This is a genomic window from Aminobacter niigataensis (genome assembly GCF_946995915.1).
GTDB lineage: Bacteria > Pseudomonadota > Alphaproteobacteria > Rhizobiales > Rhizobiaceae > Aminobacter > Aminobacter niigataensis.
In genome coordinates this window covers 4,477,677-4,492,275 of sequence record NZ_OX341517.1, presented here as the reverse complement: position 1 = coordinate 4,492,275, position 14,599 = coordinate 4,477,677, and the positions used below count along the sequence as shown (strand labels likewise).

16 protein-coding genes are annotated in these 14,599 nt (G+C 65.4%); 11 read left to right on the top strand and 5 right to left on the bottom strand.

Features of this window, described 5'->3' with window-relative positions; genetic code table 11:
- The first annotated feature begins 162 nt into the window (after positions 1–162).
- From O1Y97_RS21935 to O1Y97_RS21910, 6 genes are all read left to right on the top strand, one after another.
- Positions 163–1,659, top strand: coding sequence for an FAD-linked oxidase C-terminal domain-containing protein (locus O1Y97_RS21935; RefSeq protein WP_318762362.1), 1,497 nt, complete (start codon positions 163–165; stop codon positions 1,657–1,659).
- Positions 1,659–2,243 carry a helix-turn-helix domain-containing protein gene (locus tag O1Y97_RS21930; RefSeq protein WP_318762361.1) on the top strand — a complete coding sequence of 195 codons (585 nt, stop codon included), beginning with the start codon at positions 1,659–1,661 and terminating at the stop codon, positions 2,241–2,243. Before O1Y97_RS21935 ends, O1Y97_RS21930 begins: the two co-directional genes overlap by 1 nt.
- Before the next feature lie 328 nt (positions 2,244–2,571).
- The gene (gene glcE, locus O1Y97_RS21925) at positions 2,572–3,825 is read left to right on the top strand and encodes a glycolate oxidase subunit GlcE (RefSeq protein WP_318762360.1); all 1,254 of its coding nucleotides are present in this window, start codon (positions 2,572–2,574) and stop codon (positions 3,823–3,825) included.
- Entirely contained in the window at positions 3,822–4,199 is a 378-nt protein-coding gene (locus O1Y97_RS21920; protein ID WP_108609116.1) for a DUF4870 family protein, read from the top strand. Before glcE ends, O1Y97_RS21920 begins: the two co-directional genes overlap by 4 nt.
- 16 nt (positions 4,200–4,215) lie before the next feature.
- Positions 4,216–5,517: a glycolate oxidase subunit GlcF gene (gene glcF / locus O1Y97_RS21915; RefSeq protein WP_318762359.1), complete on the top strand. Its 1,302-nt coding sequence runs from the start codon at positions 4,216–4,218 to the stop codon at positions 5,515–5,517.
- Between the two features lie 128 nt (positions 5,518–5,645).
- Entirely contained in the window at positions 5,646–6,440 is a 795-nt protein-coding gene (locus O1Y97_RS21910; protein ID WP_108610022.1) for a L,D-transpeptidase, read from the top strand.
- 24 nt (positions 6,441–6,464) lie between these two features.
- Here the strand turns inward: O1Y97_RS21910 and O1Y97_RS21905 are convergent, their stop codons facing one another.
- Positions 6,465–7,388 (bottom strand): bifunctional 5,10-methylenetetrahydrofolate dehydrogenase/5,10-methenyltetrahydrofolate cyclohydrolase, encoded by a 924-nt coding sequence (locus O1Y97_RS21905; protein ID WP_318762358.1) that lies wholly within the window; start codon positions 7,386–7,388, stop codon positions 6,465–6,467.
- A 234-nt stretch (positions 7,389–7,622) separates the two neighbouring features.
- Complete coding sequence (locus O1Y97_RS21900) at positions 7,623–8,417, bottom strand: L,D-transpeptidase (protein WP_183263731.1); 795 nt, start codon at positions 8,415–8,417, stop codon at positions 7,623–7,625.
- A 212-nt stretch (positions 8,418–8,629) separates the two neighbouring features.
- On the opposite strand from O1Y97_RS21900, the gene O1Y97_RS21895 reads away from it, so the two are divergent.
- Positions 8,630–9,268 carry a DNA-3-methyladenine glycosylase I gene (locus O1Y97_RS21895; protein ID WP_318762357.1) on the top strand — a complete coding sequence of 213 codons (639 nt, stop codon included), beginning with the start codon at positions 8,630–8,632 and terminating at the stop codon, positions 9,266–9,268.
- A gap of 39 nt (positions 9,269–9,307) precedes the next feature.
- Here O1Y97_RS21895 and O1Y97_RS21890 read toward each other — a convergent pair whose 3' ends face one another.
- Together O1Y97_RS21890 and O1Y97_RS21885 are read right to left on the bottom strand one after the other, a co-directional pair.
- Positions 9,308–9,742, bottom strand: a complete 435-nt coding sequence (locus O1Y97_RS21890; protein ID WP_318762356.1) for a hypothetical protein — start codon at positions 9,740–9,742, stop codon at positions 9,308–9,310.
- Positions 9,742–10,131: a hypothetical protein gene (locus tag O1Y97_RS21885; RefSeq protein ID WP_318762355.1), complete on the bottom strand. Its 390-nt coding sequence runs from the start codon at positions 10,129–10,131 to the stop codon at positions 9,742–9,744. The genes O1Y97_RS21890 and O1Y97_RS21885 overlap by 1 nt, the downstream gene beginning before the upstream one ends.
- Between O1Y97_RS21885 and hisS the strand changes: the two genes are divergently transcribed.
- From hisS to hisG, 3 genes are read left to right on the top strand one after another with little or no spacing between them, the layout of a single operon-like run.
- The gene (gene hisS / locus O1Y97_RS21880) at positions 10,130–11,647 is read left to right on the top strand and encodes a histidine--tRNA ligase (protein WP_318762354.1); all 1,518 of its coding nucleotides are present in this window, start codon (positions 10,130–10,132) and stop codon (positions 11,645–11,647) included. The two genes, O1Y97_RS21885 and hisS, sit on opposite strands and share 2 nt — an antisense overlap.
- A gap of 4 nt (positions 11,648–11,651) precedes the next feature.
- Positions 11,652–12,770, top strand: coding sequence for an ATP phosphoribosyltransferase regulatory subunit (locus O1Y97_RS21875; protein ID WP_318762353.1), 1,119 nt, complete (start codon positions 11,652–11,654; stop codon positions 12,768–12,770).
- Entirely contained in the window at positions 12,770–13,474 is a 705-nt protein-coding gene (hisG, locus tag O1Y97_RS21870) for an ATP phosphoribosyltransferase (protein WP_318762352.1), read from the top strand. The genes O1Y97_RS21875 and hisG overlap by 1 nt, the downstream gene beginning before the upstream one ends.
- Here hisG and O1Y97_RS21865 read toward each other — a convergent pair.
- Complete coding sequence (locus tag O1Y97_RS21865; RefSeq protein WP_318762351.1) at positions 13,440–14,345, bottom strand: hydrogen peroxide-inducible genes activator; 906 nt, start codon at positions 14,343–14,345, stop codon at positions 13,440–13,442. The two genes, hisG and O1Y97_RS21865, sit on opposite strands and share 35 nt — an antisense overlap.
- 147 nt (positions 14,346–14,492) lie before the next feature.
- On the opposite strand from O1Y97_RS21865, the gene O1Y97_RS21860 reads away from it, so the two are divergent.
- Entirely contained in the window at positions 14,493–14,588 is a 96-nt protein-coding gene (locus O1Y97_RS21860; RefSeq protein ID WP_245439504.1) for a catalase, read from the top strand.
- The last annotated feature ends 11 nt before the right edge of the window (positions 14,589–14,599 follow it).

Below are 14,599 nucleotides of genomic sequence, written 5' to 3'. Positions count from 1 at the left end.
CAATCGTGGCCTGCCCGAACGGGCAGCGCCTTCCCACCAGCGTCAGATTGACGCTGCGTGAGGTCGTTTGCTGGGCCGATCGGACCTCGACCTTCTTCCAATTTGCATCAGTTGGGCTTCACTGGTAAAAGCTTTTTACCAGTTGACGACCGCAGGTGACCGATGTCCGGCATATCGATGCCCAAGCCCGATGCCGCAACCCTTGGCCGGCGCGACGAGATCGTCGCCGACATGCGCATCATCGTGCCGGGCGAAGGCGTGGTCGACGCGGTCAATGAGATGCGGGCGTTCGAGAGCGACGGCCTGACCGCCTATCGCCAACTGCCCATGGTCGTCGTCCTTCCCGAAACGGTGGCGCAGGTGTCGCGCCTGCTCAAATACTGCAACGATCGCAACATTCGCGTCGTGCCGCGCGGCTCGGGCACCTCCTTGTCAGGCGGTGCGTTGCCGCTCGAAGATGCCGTGCTCCTGGTCATGAGCCGGTTCAACCGCATCATCGAAATCGACTATCCCAACCGTGTCGTTGTCGCCCAGCCCGGTGTCACCAATCTCGGCATCACCACCGCCGTCGAACTGGACGGCTTTTATTATGCGCCCGACCCGTCCTCGCAGATCGCCTGTTCCATTGGCGGCAACGTCGCCGAGAATTCCGGCGGCGTGCACTGCCTGAAATACGGCCTCACCGCCAACAATGTGCTCGGCATTGAAATGGTGCTGATGAGCGGCGAGGTCGTGCGGCTCGGCGGCAAGCATCTCGACGCCGAAGGTTACGACCTGCTTGGCGTCATGACCGGCTCGGAAGGTCTGCTCGGCGTCGTCACCGAGGTCACCGTCCGCATCCTCAAGAAGCCCGAGACGGCGCGCGCCCTGCTGATCGGTTTCCCGACCAGCGAGCAGGGCGGCCAGTGCGTCGCCGACATCATCGGCGCCGGCATCATTCCCGGCGGCATGGAGATGATGGACCGGCCGGCGATCCACGCTGCCGAGGACTTTGTCCATGCCGGCTATCCGCTCGATGTCGAAGCGCTGTTGATCGTCGAGCTCGACGGGCCGGGCGTCGAGGTCGACCACCTGATCGGCCTGGTCGAGGCGATCGCCAACCGCAACGGCGCCACCACCTGCCGCATCTCGGCAAGCGAGCAGGAGCGGCTGACCTTCTGGGCCGGCCGCAAGGCAGCATTCCCGGCCGTCGGCCGCATCTCGCCCGATTATTACTGCATGGACGGCACCATCCCGCGCAAGGAACTGCCGCGCGTGCTCGCCGGCATGCGCGAGCTGTCGGAACAGTACGGCCTCGGTGTTGCCAACGTCTTCCACGCCGGCGACGGCAATCTGCACCCGCTCATCCTCTACGACGCCAACAAGCCGGGCGAACTCGAAAAGGCCGAGGCGTTTGGCGCCGACATCCTGCGCCTGTGCGTCAAGGTCGGCGGCGTCTTGACCGGCGAGCATGGCGTCGGCGTCGAAAAGCGCGACCTGATGCCCGAAATGTTCAACGAGATCGATCTCGACCAGCAGATGCGGGTCAAATGCGCCTTCGATCCCAACCACCTGCTCAATCCCGGCAAGGTCTTCCCGCAACTGCGCCGCTGCGCCGAGCTTGGCCGCATGCACGTCCACCGCGGCCAGATGGCCTTCCCCGACATTCCGAGGTTCTGATGCTTTTGAAGCAGGCGACCCTCGAAGGTATTAGGCGCGGCGACATCACGCTCGCCTTCCGCCGCTGGCAGCGGCCCACGGTCAAGGCCGGCACCGGCCTGCGCACGGCCATTGGCGTGGTCCGTATCGGCGTGGTCGAGGTAGTAGATGAAGCCACGTTGTCCGAGGCGGACGCCCGTGCCGCCGGCTACAATGATCTTGGCGCGCTGACCGCCGATCTGCGCGACGGCGCCGATCGTACCCTCTACCGCATTTCCTTCGATGGCATCGAGGCTGACGCCCGGTTGTCGCTGCGCGAGGCGGCCGACCTCAGCGATGCCGACTGGCACGCGCTCGCCCAGCGCTTCGAAAAATGGGATCGGGCCGCCCCCGGCTATTTTTCTTCGATCCTGCGTCTCATCGGCCAGAACCCCGAGGTTCCTGCGGCAATTCTCGCCGAGCGCCTCGGCGTCGAGAAGCTCAAATTCAAGCAGGACGTCCGCAAGCTCAAGGAGTTCGGCCTGACTGAGAGCCTCGACGTCGGCTACCGCCTCTCGCCGCGCGGCACAGCCGCCCTCGAAAAGCTCCGGGAGCATCGGCTGTGATGGGCGCGCAGGATTTTGCGGGCTCGCAGGACTTGGGTTCCTCGCCCCCGCAAAGCGTAATGCAATTGCGTGCGCTTGCACTGAATGGTCCGGCCAGCGCTTTACCCCCACCCTTAACCCCTCCCCACAAGGGGGAGGAGAACTTTTCGGCACGGACATCCTCAGCCAACGTTCGACGGTTTTGGTGAAATCAATGGCCCAGCGGTCCCCCTCCCCCTTGTGGGGAGGGGTTAAGGGTGGGGGTAAAGCGCTGGCCGGACCATTCAGTGCAAGCGCACGCAATTGCATTACGCTTTGCGGGGGCGAGGAACCCAAGGTTTGTGAGTCCATGACCACCTTCACGCCCACCACCTCAGCCGAAGTGCTCACCGCCGTCCAGTGGGCCGTTGCGGAAGAAACGCCGCTCGAAATTCTCGGCCATGGCTCCAAGCGCGGCATCGGCCGTCCGCTGCAGTGCGAGCACACGCTCGATCTGTCGCAGCTGTCCGGCGTCACGCTCTACGAACCCGCCGAACTGGTGCTGTCGGCCAGATCAGGCACGCCGCTTGCCGAGATCGAAGCACTGCTTGCCCAAAACGGCCAGCGGTTCGACTTCGAGCCCATGGATTACGGTCCGCTGCTGGGGCAGACGCCCGGGCGCGGCACCATCGGCGGCACGCTCGCTGCCAACCTCGCCGGCCCGCGTCGCCTCAAGGCAGGCGCCGCCAGGGACCATATTCTTGGCATTCATGCCGTCTCAGGCCGCGGCGAGGCCTTCAAGTCGGGCGGCCGCGTCGTCAAGAACGTCACCGGATATGACCTGTCCAAGGTCATGGCCGCATCGTGGGGCACGCTGGCCGCTCTCACCGACGTGACCTTCAAGGTGCTGCCCGCAGCGGAAACCGAGACCACGCTCGCCATACGCGGACTGCTCGACGACAACGCCACCGCTGCGATGGCCCTCGCCATGGGGTCGAGTGCCGAGGTCTCGTCCGCAGCCCATCTGCCCGAACGCATGGCCGCGCGTGTCCTTGACGGCAGCCTCGGCAGTGACCCCGCGACGCTGCTGCGCGTCGAGGGTTTCGGTCCGTCGGTCGCCTACCGCCTCGAACAGCTGAAACAGCTGCTCGGCAATGCCGGGGCGATCGAGGAGATCTCAGGCAAAGCATCGGCAGCACTGTGGCGCGACATGCGCGATGTCAGGCCATTCGCCGATGGCTCCGACAAGCCCGTCTGGCGCGTATCGATGCCGCCGGCGGACGCCCACAACATGGTGCTGGCCCTGCGCATGCAGGTGGCCGCTGACGCGTTCTACGACTGGCAGGGCGGCCTCGTCTGGCTGCGCATGGAGGGCGAGCCCGAAGCCGATCTGTTGCGCGCCTCGATCCGAAGGTTCGGAGGCGGCCATGCCACGCTGGTCCGCGCTCCGGCTGCCTGGCGTGCCGCTGTTCCAGTCTTCGAACCGCAGCCTGCAGCCCTGGAGGCACTTTCGGCCCGGCTGAAGGCCGAGTTCGACCCGAAGAACATCTTCAATCCTGGCCGCATGGTGCCCGGCTCCGGACCTGCTACCCTGACGGGTGCAACAGAGGGAAAAACACCATGAGCGACACACCTCCGCCCACGACACCGCGCCAGACCGACCGCTGGCTCGACCCCGGCCAGACCAATGTCCAGGTCATCTATATCCTCTACCTCGCTGGGCTGGTGATCGGCATCAGCGGCATAGTCGGCATTGTCCTGGCCTACATGAACCGCGGCAAGGCTGGCGGTTTCGTCGAGAGCCACTACACCTGGCTCATCCGCACCTTCTGGATTGGCCTGCTCTACGCGCTGGTATCCATTGTGCTGATGATGGTCTTCATCGGCTTCATCCTGATGTTCGCCGTCGCCGTCTGGTTCATCGTCCGCTGCATCGTCGGCCTTCAGGCATTGGGACGAGGCGAGCCGATCAAGAACCCCGACAGCTGGCTGATCTGAGAAAGCTCAAAACGCCGTGCAGACCAATTTCACCGCCGCCCAGCTCGCCGATCCGCATGTCGCAGAATCGGAGAAGATCCTGCGCAAATGCGTGCATTGTGGCTTCTGCACGGCGACCTGCCCGACCTATGTGACGCTCGGCAACGAACTGGATTCGCCGCGCGGCCGCATCTACCTGATCAAGGACATGCTGGAAAACGGTCGGCCGGCCGACAAGGAAATCGTCACCCACATCGACCGCTGCCTGTCCTGCCTTGCCTGCATGACCACCTGTCCGTCGGGCGTGAACTACATGCACCTTGTCGATCACGCCCGCGCCCATATCGAAAAGACCTATCGCCGCCCTTTGATGAACCGGCTCACGCGCGGCGTGCTGGCTGCCGTGCTGCCATATCCCGGGCGGTTCCGCGCGGCGTTGAAACTGGCCAGGCTCGGCCGGCCCTTCGCCAACCTGTTCGACAGGGTGCCGGCGCTGAAACCGTTCGCCGCGATGCTCCGGCTCGCGCCCGCCTCGGTGCCAGCCGCGTCGGCCATGGCGACACCAGGCAGCCATGCCGCAAAAGGCACGAAACTTGGACGTGTCGCCATCCTCACCGGCTGTGCCCAGCCGGTGCTCGAGCCTGGCATCAACGAGGCGACGGTGTCACTGCTCACCCGGCTCGGCATCGAGGTCGTGGTGCCGAAGGGCGAGGGCTGCTGCGGCGCGCTCGTTCATCACATGGGACGCGAGGAGGCGGCGCTTGCCTCGGCGCGGCAGAATGTCGACGCCTGGACGCGCGAGATCGACAGTGGCGGCCTCGACGCCATCGTCATCACCGCCTCGGGTTGCGGCACGACGATCAAGGATTACGGTTTCATGCTCCGCCTCGACTCGGCCTACGCTGAGAAGGCGGCGCGGGTATCGGCGCTGGCCAAGGACGTCACCGAATATCTGGCGACCCTGGATCTGCCCGAGCCCCAGCGCAAGCCGGGCCTGACCGTCGCTTATCACTCGGCCTGCTCGATGCAGCACGGCCAGAAGATCACCCGCCAGCCCAAGGACCTGCTGTCGCGCGCCGGCTTTGTCGTCAGGGAGCCGCGCGAGGGGCATCTGTGCTGCGGTTCGGCCGGCACCTACAACATCATGCAGCCGGAAATCTCGGCGCGTCTGCGCGACCGCAAGGTCAAGAACATCGAGGCCACGGGTGCAGTGCTGGTCGCCACCGGCAACATAGGCTGCATCACCCAGATCGCCTCGGGCGCAAAACTGCCGGTGGTCCACACCGTCAAATTGCTCGACTGGGCCTATGGCGGCGACAAGCCGGCCGGGCTTGAGTGACCTGAAAGCCTCATCTCGCGCCAATCCGCTCTGCGCGCGCCGCGAGCAGGCAGGGCGCTGATTGAAACTTTGGCATGGAACATGCAAGGGTCCGGCGCGTTGCAAGCCTTCAATCACATGGAATGCCGATGTCGAAATTCACCCGCCGCAATCTTCTGGCATTGGCCGCAACCGGTGTCGCATCGGCTGCTCTTTCGGCATGCTCGACGACGCGCAGCGAGCGCGTGGCCGAACCGGCGTTTCCCGTGGCGCCGCCACCGCCCACCTTGCGCAATGACCCGTCCTTCACCGAGCCGCAGATGATGTATGCGCCGGTCATCGACAATGGCTATGACATTCCGGGCGTGCCGTTCAAGAAAATCGATCCGCGCTATTATCGCCAGGTCGTGGCCGACCCGACCGGCGAGGCGCCGGGTACCGTCGTCATCGATACCGCAGCCCACTTCCTCTATCTCGTCAGCGACAATGGCGAGGCCATCCGCTATGGCGTCGGCCTCGGCCGTGCCGGCTTCGAGTGGGCCGGCCGTGGCGTCATCGAATGGAAGCAGACCTGGCCGCGCTGGTTCCCGCCGAACGAGATGATCGACCGCCAGCCGGAACTGGAAAAGTACCGTGCCCGCCAGATTCCCGGCAAGAACGAGTGGGAAGGCGGCATGCAGCCGGGCATCCAGAATCCGCTCGGCGCGCGTGCGCTCTACATCTTCCAGGATGGCAAGGACACGCTCTACCGCCTGCACGGCTCGCCGGAATGGGCCTCGATCGGCAAGTCCGTCTCGTCGGGCTGCGTGCGGTTGATCAATCAGGACATCATGGATCTTTACGACCGCGTGCCCGACGGCACGCCGATCGTTGTCACCAGCGGCTTGCAGATGGTTGCAAACCCCGCGACGCCGCAGGTCCAGGACGGCACCTGGAGGCTCTAACGCCCGTCGCTGGAGCCGGGTCGTCTACTCCGCCGCCAGCGTCGCTTCGGCCGTGCCGAACGTAGCGCGATAGACCGCACGCTGGCGGTTCAACGCCACCATCGTGTTGCGCAACAGGATCGCCACCGTCACCGGGCCAACGCCGCCTGGAACCGGCGTGATCCATGATGCCACTTCCTTGACGCTCTCGGTGTCGACGTCGCCGACGATGCGGCTGGTCCCGTCCGGCAGCGTTTCGGCATTGATGCCGATGTCGATGACAGCCGCGCCCGGCTTGACCATGTCGGCCTTGATCAGCCGCGGTTTGCCCACTGCCACAAACAGCGCGTCGGCGCGGCGCGCATGCGCCGCCAGCGAGCGTGTCATGTGGTGGCAGACCGTCACCGTTGCGCCTTCGCTCATGAGCAGGAAGGCGATCGGCTTGCCGACGATCTCGGAATGGCCGACGACCACGACCTCCAGGCCCTTGAGGTCGAGCCCGGTGGCCTTGAGCAGTTCCACCGAGGCAGCCGCCGTGCAGGGCGCGAGTTCGAGCTGGTTGTAGACGATGTTGCCGATCGAGGCCGGGTGCATGCCCTCGACGTCCTTCAGCGGATGCACCGCAGCCTGGATCGCCTTGATCGGAATGTGCGGCGGCACCGGCCGCTGGATGATGATGCCGGTGATACGCGGATCGGCGTTCATGCCGTGGATGGCTGCTTCGAGTTCGCCCGCCGTCAGCTCGGCGGGGAAGGGGCGTTCTTCGAAATCGATGCCGGCGAGCTCGGCCTTGGCGCGCTGGTTGCGGACATAGACATCGACCGCCGCGACGTCGCCGACGGTGATCGAAACGAGTTTCGGGCGGAAGCCTTCTTCGGTTGCCTTCTGCGCGGCAGCGCGTACTTCGGCGATGATACGGGCGGCCACGGGGCCGCCTTTCAGATAGCGGTTGTCATCGAGCGGCGGCATTCTTCTTCCTTCGGCGGTCGTCGATCCAGGATAGCCCCCGGATACGTCGGTACGCCTGGGGGAGGGTCGATCAGGTCAATTTTCATCCATGATAAACATTTTTTCCCAAGAGATCGAGCCGGAGAAGGCCAATTCGATCCCGAAAAGCGAAAAGGACAGCGCGATCTTCCGCCGCGCTGCCCTTCTGCTCGGGAGCCAGGCCTTTCGACCGGGCTCCGCCCCCGTAATCGAAAATTACCTGACGATGACCTTGGTGCCGACCGCGACCCGCTCGTAAAGGTCCATCACGTCCTCGTTGCGCATGCGGATGCAGCCTGAAGACACGGCGCCGCCGATGGTCCAGGGCTGGTTGGTGCCGTGGATACGGTAGAGCGTCGAACCGAGATAGAGCGCGCGTGCGCCGAGCGGGTTTTCCGGTCCGCCGACCATCATTGCCGGCAGCACGCGGCCCTTGGCGCGCTCGCGGGCGATCATCTCCGCAGGCGGGCGCCAGTCCGGCCATTCGCGCTTCGACGTCACCTTGTGCGTGCCCGACCATTCGAAGCCCGGCTTGCCGGTGCCGACGCCGTAGCGCCGCGCCTGGCCGTCGGCCTGCACGTGGTAGAGGAAGTTCTCATTGGTATCGATGATGATGGTGCCTGGCTTCTCGCCGCCATCATAGGCGACCATCTGCGGCAGGTAGATCGGGTTGATCTGCGGCTTGACGGTGCGCTTTTCCGGCGCGCGCAGCGCTGCGGTCTGTACCTGGGCAGCCTTGGGCTGGCGCGGCTGGGCGCTGCGCTGCTGCTGTACGGTGCGCTGCTGGACCTTGGGCGGCGCCTGCCTTGCCCGCGGTTGGACAGCCTGGCGCCGCTGCTGCCGCGGCATCGCCTCGGCCGGGCTGCGGCCGAGCTGCAGCACCCAGGGTGCGGAAAGGTCGGGGCTCACCACCACCGGTGGCCGCTCGGCGTAGCGGTCATAGGCAAGGGCCGGCGAAGCCAGCTCGGCCAGCAATGCGGCCGTTGCCAAAAGCATCAGACGTTTCTTCATGGACGCACTCTCAACACGTTCGTCGCTGCCGGGCAGGGCGATCCGTTCCCGGTTCCGGGTCATGTTGTCTTCGCGCCCCCACCGAAACGTGAATCGGGTTGCTTAAAATGCGCGTTTGTCAGGAAACCTTTTGGTGTGGTTACCAGCCGGTTCAGGAGTCTGGTAAAGCACGGGTAAATCAGCACTTCTCGCTGTTAACGAACGGATTTGAGATGGAAGAGAAAAAGACAGGCCTTATGCTGGGTGCAGACGGGGCGACCCGCTGCTTCTGGTCGGGCACGTTGCCCGACTACCTGCATTACCATGACAACGAGTGGGGTCGGCCGGTCACCGACGAGATCAGGCTGTTCGAGAAGATCTGCCTGGAGGGTTTCCAGTCCGGCCTGTCGTGGCTCACCATCCTGCGCAAGCGCGACAATTTCCGCGAGGCGTTTTCCGGCTTCGACTTCGACAAGGTCGCCGAATATGGCGAGACCGAAATCGAGCGCCTGCTCGGCAATCCCGGCATCGTGCGGCATCGCGGCAAGATCGTCTCGACCATCAACAATGCCCGCCGCGCCCGCGAACTGGCCGACGAGGCCGGTTCGCTTGCGGCATGGTTCTGGAAGTTCGAGCCCGGCGCAGATGAGCGCCCTGAAGTGGTCGACTATCCCACGCTGATCGCCAACCCGACGACGCCGACCTCGACGCGGATATCGAAGGAGCTGAAGAAGCGCGGCTGGAGCTTTGTCGGCCCGACCACCGTCTACGCCTTCATGCAGGCGATGGGGCTGGTCAACGACCATATCGAAGGCTGCATGTGCCGCCCGAAGATCGAGGCCGAGCGGAAAGCGTTCAAGCGGCCGGTGTGAGGCCTTCCCTTCTCCCACAAGGGGAGAAGGGAGCAACACTCACCGCTCATACCGGCCCTTGTATCCGCTGCCGGCGATATCCCAGACCAGCGCCCGGCCGGAGACCGTCAGCACCAGCCCGCCGAAACCGCGATCTTCCGGCGTGTGCCGCCGCGAGGCTGAAGACCGTCCGGCGGGGATCACCTCGACGGTTCCGCCGCGCTTCACCCAGCAGCCCTTGCCGTACTGGTCGTTGGCGCCATAGGCGAGCATGAACTCGAAGCTGCCGTCCGGCCTGAGCAGCAGTTCGGAGCCGACCTCCATCACGCCGTTGAGATAATAGTGCCCGGCCAGCTTTGCATCGCCGGGCTTGCAACCGCCGCCGGCCAACGCGCCGCCGCTGGTGGTGCAGGCGGCAAGCGCCAGCGCGCTCATGGCGGCGAGGGTCGCGATCGTCTTCGGCACCGGCGTCGCTTTCCAGGGGCGCATCGGCATCAGGCGCTCGTGCCCGTCAACAGCAGGCTGGCCGCGATGGCGCCCACGGTCGCCAAGGCTGGATACAGCACAAGGACACAGGTCATCAGCGCGTCGCGTGCGGTCGCAGGCTTCCTGGCTGCGGGCTTTTCCGGCCCTGCTGGACGCAGCCGGGCCGTCGTCTTGTCGATTTCTCCAGTGTTGCTGGACATGGCAGTCGTTCCATCGTTCGGTTGCGGCGGCTTATCGGGCGCGGCTGTTTCGGCACGATGTCGGCGCGCGGCCGCATTGTTTCGGCCTTGCCGGTTGCGGCGCGCGCCAAACGCTTGCCGCTCCACCCCATTTCGGTTACGAAACGCCGCGCCGTGATCGCGGCCAAAAATTTCTGGAAAAGTGCGGAATTCGACCATGGCCGACAAATCGGAAAAGATGAAAGCGCGGCTGCCGCGCGGCTTCGTCGACCGCAGCGCGGACGACATCCGGGTCGTCGAGAAGATGATGGCGAAGATCCGCGAGGTCTACGAGCTCTACGGTTTTGAGCCGGTCGATCAGCCGCTGATCGAATACACTGACGCGCTCGGCAAATTCCTGCCCGACCAGGACCGTCCCAACGAGGGCGTGTTCTCGTTCCAGGACGACGACGAGCAGTGGCTGTCGCTGCGCTACGACCTGACCGCGCCGATGGCGCGCTTCGTTGCCGAGAATTTCGAGAAGCTGCCCAAGCCCTATCGCAGCTACCGCTCCGGCTGGGTGTTCCGCAACGAGAAGCCCGGCCCCGGCCGCTTCCGCCAGTTCATGCAGTTCGATGCCGACACCGTCGGCACGCCGGGCGTCGCGGCGGACGCCGAGATGACCATGATGATGGCCGATGTCATGGAAGCGCTCGGCATCAAGCGCGGCGACTACGTCATCCGCGTCAACAACCGCAAGGTGCTCGACGGCGTTCTCGAGGCCATTGGCCTCGGCGGCGACGACAACGCCAACCGCCGGCTGACCGTGCTGCGCGCCATCGACAAGCTCGACAAGTTCGGGCCCGAGGGCGTCAAGCTCTTGCTCGGCAAGGGCCGCTGGGACGGCGGCAAGGAAGGCGAGGGCGACTTCACCAAGGGCGCCGGCCTGGACGATGCGGCGATTAACACCGTTATTGCCTTCACTGAAGCCGGTGCTGCCGATTCCGACACCACGGCTGAGAACCTCAAGGCCATCGTTTCGGGCAATGTTCGTGGCACTGAAGGCGTGGAAGAACTGGCCCAGATCGGCTCGCTGGTCGCGGCGGCCGGCTATGACGACGGCCGTATCAAGATCGACCCCTCTGTCGTGCGCGGCCTCGAGTATTACACCGGTCCCGTCTACGAAGCTGAGCTGCTCGCCGAAATCCCCAATGACGACGGCCAGGTCGTGCGTTTCGGCTCCGTCGGCGGCGGCGGCCGCTACGACGGTCTCGTCTCGCGCTTCCGCGGCGAGCCGGTGCCGGCCACCGGCTTTTCCATCGGCGTTTCTCGCCTGATGACGGCGCTGAAGAACCTCGGCAAGCTCGACACCTCTGACGTGATTGCGCCCGTCGTCGTGCTGGTCATGGACAAGGACACCGAAAGCCTCGGCCGCTACCAGAAGATGGTCGCCGACCTCCGCCGCGCCGGCGTGCGCGCCGAGATGTATCTCGGCGGTTCGGGCATGAAGGCGCAGATCAAATATGCCGACCGCAGGGGCTCGGGCGTCGTCGTCATCCAGGGTGGCGACGAGCGCGCCAATGGCCAGGTCCAGATCAAGGACCTGATCGAGGGCGCCCGCATGTCGGCCGAAATCACCGACAATGCCGAGTGGCGCGCCGCGCGTCCGGCCCAGATCACCGTGCCGGAAGTCGACCTCGTCGCCGAGGTCAAGAAGATCCTCGCCGCGCAGGCGGAAGAGCGGGCGAAGCTGTAAGGCCATGAACGCGCGTTATCCGGCCATCGCGTCCGATATCCTCAAGCTCTTCGCCGCGCGGGGGGCCGATGCGGTCGACGTTCCGGTGCTGCAGCCGGCCGATCCGTTCCTCGACATGGCCGGCGAGGACCTGCGTCGACGCATCTTCCTGACCGAAAGCGAGACCGGCGCGTCGCTCTGCCTGCGGCCGGAATTCACCATTCCTGTCTGCCTCGACCACATCCACACCCAGTCCGGCACGCCGCGCCGCTATTCCTATCTCGGCGAGGTGTTCCGCCAGCGCCGCGAGGGCGGCAGCGAGTTTTTCCAGGCCGGTGTCGAGGATCTCGGCGACACCGACACGGCGGCAGCCGACGCGCGCTCGGTAGCAGACGCGCATGCGCTTCTGTCGCTTTGCCTGCCCGGCCATGACCTCACCGTCACGCTCGGCGACCAGGCGATCTTCGAGGCGGTGCTGGCAGCGCTTGGCCTGCCGCGCGGCTGGCGCATGCGCTTGGCCCGGGCCTTCGGCTCGGCTGAGCTTCTGGCCGCAGCCCTCGGCGATCTCGCAGCACCAACCCGTACCTCGGCGCTTGCCGAACCGGTCGCCTCGCTTGTTGCGTCGGGCGACCATGACGCGCTGGCCGCCCATATATCAGAGGGCATGGAGCAGGCCGGCCTGTCGCCCTCGGCCGGCCGCACGCCCAACGACATCGCCCGCCGCTTGATCGAAAAGGCCGAACTGCGCAGCGTTCGCCTGTCCAGCGACGCCTTCGAGGCGCTGGAACGGTTCCTGGCGATCCATGTCTCGCTCGACGAGGCTCCCGCGGCCCTCAAGGAGTTCGCTGCCGGCGCAGGGCTCACGCTCGGTGCCGCCTTGGACAATTTCGCCGCCCGCGCCAAGGCTGTCGCCGGCCATGGCCTTGCTGCCGGTTCGGTGCGCTATGACGCCGCCTTTGGCCGTCCGCTCGACTATTACACCGGCCTGGTGTTCGAGATTTCCGGGCCAGATGCCGAACGCCCGCTGGCCGGTGGCGGCCGCTACGACCGGCTGCTGACGCTGCTCGGCGCCGGCAAGCCCATTCCGGGCGTCGGCTTCTCCGTCTGGCTCGACCGCATCGAAGCCTTGAGGGAGGCGCGCTGATGGCCATCTCGATCGCACTTCCCTCCAAGGGACGGCTCAAGGAGCAGGCGCTCGACGTGCTGGCCAAGGCCGGTTTTGTCGTCAACCTGCCCGATGACGACCGCCGCTACCGTGCTTCGATCGAGGGCAGGGCGGATATCGAGATCGCCTTCCTGTCGGCCTCCGAAATCTCGGGCGAGATTGGGCAGGGCAATGTCGACCTCGGCATCACGGGCGAGGACCTGATCCGCGAAAACCTCGCCGACTGGGAAAGCAAGGCCGAGATCGTCGCGCGCCTGGGCTTCGGCCACGCCGATGTCGTCGTCGCTGTGCCCGACATCTGGCTCGACGTCGTCACCATGGCCGACCTCGATGATGTCGCCGCCGATTTCCGCCAGCGCCACGGCCGTCGCCTGCGCATCGCCACCAAATACTGGCGGCTGACCCAGCAGTTCTTCTCCCAGATGCACGGCATCCAGGTCTATCGCATCGTCGAAAGCCTGGGCGCCACCGAAGGCGCGCCGGCTGCGGGTTCCGCCGACGTCATCGTCGACATCACCTCGACCGGCTCGACCTTGCGCGCCAATCACCTCAAGATCTTGTCGGACGGCGTCATCCTGCGATCGCAGGCCTGCCTGGTGCAGTCGCGCAAGGCGCGCGGCGCCGCCGACGCGGCGACGCTTGCCGGGTTCAATGCTGCAATAGCGGCTGCAGTCCGCGGATAATCCGCGCAAGCTCCAGGCATTCATTGTGCCTGGGGCTGTTGCGGCGCCAGGCAAGGCAGATGCGCCGTTCCGGCACCGGTTCGGCGAAGGGCACGATCTTCAGGTCGCGCTGGTCGTGCGCCGGCCCTGCCGCCATCGCCGGGATGAGCGTCACCCCCAGCCCATGTGCCACCATCTGCAGCAGCGTCGTCAGGCTGGTCGCGCCATAGTTGGCCATTGCCACCGGCTTGACGCTGCCGCACACCGCCAGCGCTTGTTCGCGCAGGCAGTGGCCTTCCTCCAGCAGCATCAGCCGTTCGAGTGCCGGGCTTTCCGGCGGCACCGGTGGCGAGACGAAGTCAGGGTCGTCGGCGGGCACGGCAAGATAAAAGCGGTCCGAAAACAGCTCCTGTGTCGTCAGCCCGGAATAGTCGAGCGGCAGGGCGGCAACGAACGCGTCGATCCGCCCGTTCAGCGCCTCCTCCGCAAGCGAGCCGGTGATCGCCTCGCGCAGTTCCAGCCGGAGCTTGGGATATTCGCGTTTCAGCGCCGGCAGGATGTGCGGCAAAAGATAGGGCGCGACGGTCGGGATGACGCCGAGCCGCAACCGCCCCTCCATCGCCAGCCTGCCGCGACGAGCCGTCGTCTCGACCTCGCGGATCTGGGTCAGGATGTTTTCGATGCGCGGCTGTAGCTCGAGCGCATCCTCGGTCATCCGCACCGCCTTGCCGCCGCGTTCGAACAGGATGCATCCGAGCCTTTCCTCCATCTCGGCGATCTGCGCCGAGAGCGCCGGCTGGCTGACCCCGGCGAACTCGGCTGCCCGGCCGAAATGCAGCATCTGGGCCAATGCCGCGAAATATTCCATCTGTCGGATTGTCAGGCGTATCATAATCAAAGGTTATCAAGATTGTTTGAAAAGGCAATTTGGCTTTATCAAAATCCGATCCTAGACTGGAATGGTACCAATGAGGCGGCGCACCCTGTTGCGCTGCCCAGGACCGTCTAGCGAGTTGAAGCCACGAGGGAGGCGCAAGCCATGACAAGACCGACGATGACCACCAGTGCGGGCGCGCCGGTATCGGACAATCGCAATTCCATCACTGCCGGCGAATGCCGCCCGGCCCTGCTGTAGAGCTGCCAACT

Coding starts and splice junctions, on each gene's coding strand:
- O1Y97_RS21900 (WP_183263731.1), bottom strand. CDS start 8,417: ATGAAGAAACGTCTGATGCTTTTGGCAACGGCCGCATTGCTGGCCGAG.
- O1Y97_RS21865 (WP_318762351.1), bottom strand. CDS start 14,345: ATGATACGCCTGACAATCCGACAGATGGAATATTTCGCGGCATTGGCC.
- hisG (WP_318762352.1), top strand. CDS start 12,770: ATGGCCATCTCGATCGCACTTCCCTCCAAGGGACGGCTCAAGGAGCAG.
- glcE (WP_318762360.1), top strand. CDS start 2,572: ATGACCACCTTCACGCCCACCACCTCAGCCGAAGTGCTCACCGCCGTC.
- O1Y97_RS21910 (WP_108610022.1), top strand. CDS start 5,646: ATGTCGAAATTCACCCGCCGCAATCTTCTGGCATTGGCCGCAACCGGT.
- O1Y97_RS21920 (WP_108609116.1), top strand. CDS start 3,822: ATGAGCGACACACCTCCGCCCACGACACCGCGCCAGACCGACCGCTGG.
- O1Y97_RS21905 (WP_318762358.1), bottom strand. CDS start 7,388: ATGCCGCCGCTCGATGACAACCGCTATCTGAAAGGCGGCCCCGTGGCC.
- O1Y97_RS21935 (WP_318762362.1), top strand. CDS start 163: ATGTCCGGCATATCGATGCCCAAGCCCGATGCCGCAACCCTTGGCCGG.
- O1Y97_RS21860 (WP_245439504.1), top strand. CDS start 14,493: ATGACAAGACCGACGATGACCACCAGTGCGGGCGCGCCGGTATCGGAC.
- O1Y97_RS21930 (WP_318762361.1), top strand. CDS start 1,659: ATGCTTTTGAAGCAGGCGACCCTCGAAGGTATTAGGCGCGGCGACATC.
- O1Y97_RS21875 (WP_318762353.1), top strand. CDS start 11,652: ATGAACGCGCGTTATCCGGCCATCGCGTCCGATATCCTCAAGCTCTTC.
- O1Y97_RS21885 (WP_318762355.1), bottom strand. CDS start 10,131: ATGGTCGAATTCCGCACTTTTCCAGAAATTTTTGGCCGCGATCACGGC.
- O1Y97_RS21895 (WP_318762357.1), top strand. CDS start 8,630: ATGGAAGAGAAAAAGACAGGCCTTATGCTGGGTGCAGACGGGGCGACC.
- hisS (WP_318762354.1), top strand. CDS start 10,130: ATGGCCGACAAATCGGAAAAGATGAAAGCGCGGCTGCCGCGCGGCTTC.
- O1Y97_RS21890 (WP_318762356.1), bottom strand. CDS start 9,742: ATGCCGATGCGCCCCTGGAAAGCGACGCCGGTGCCGAAGACGATCGCG.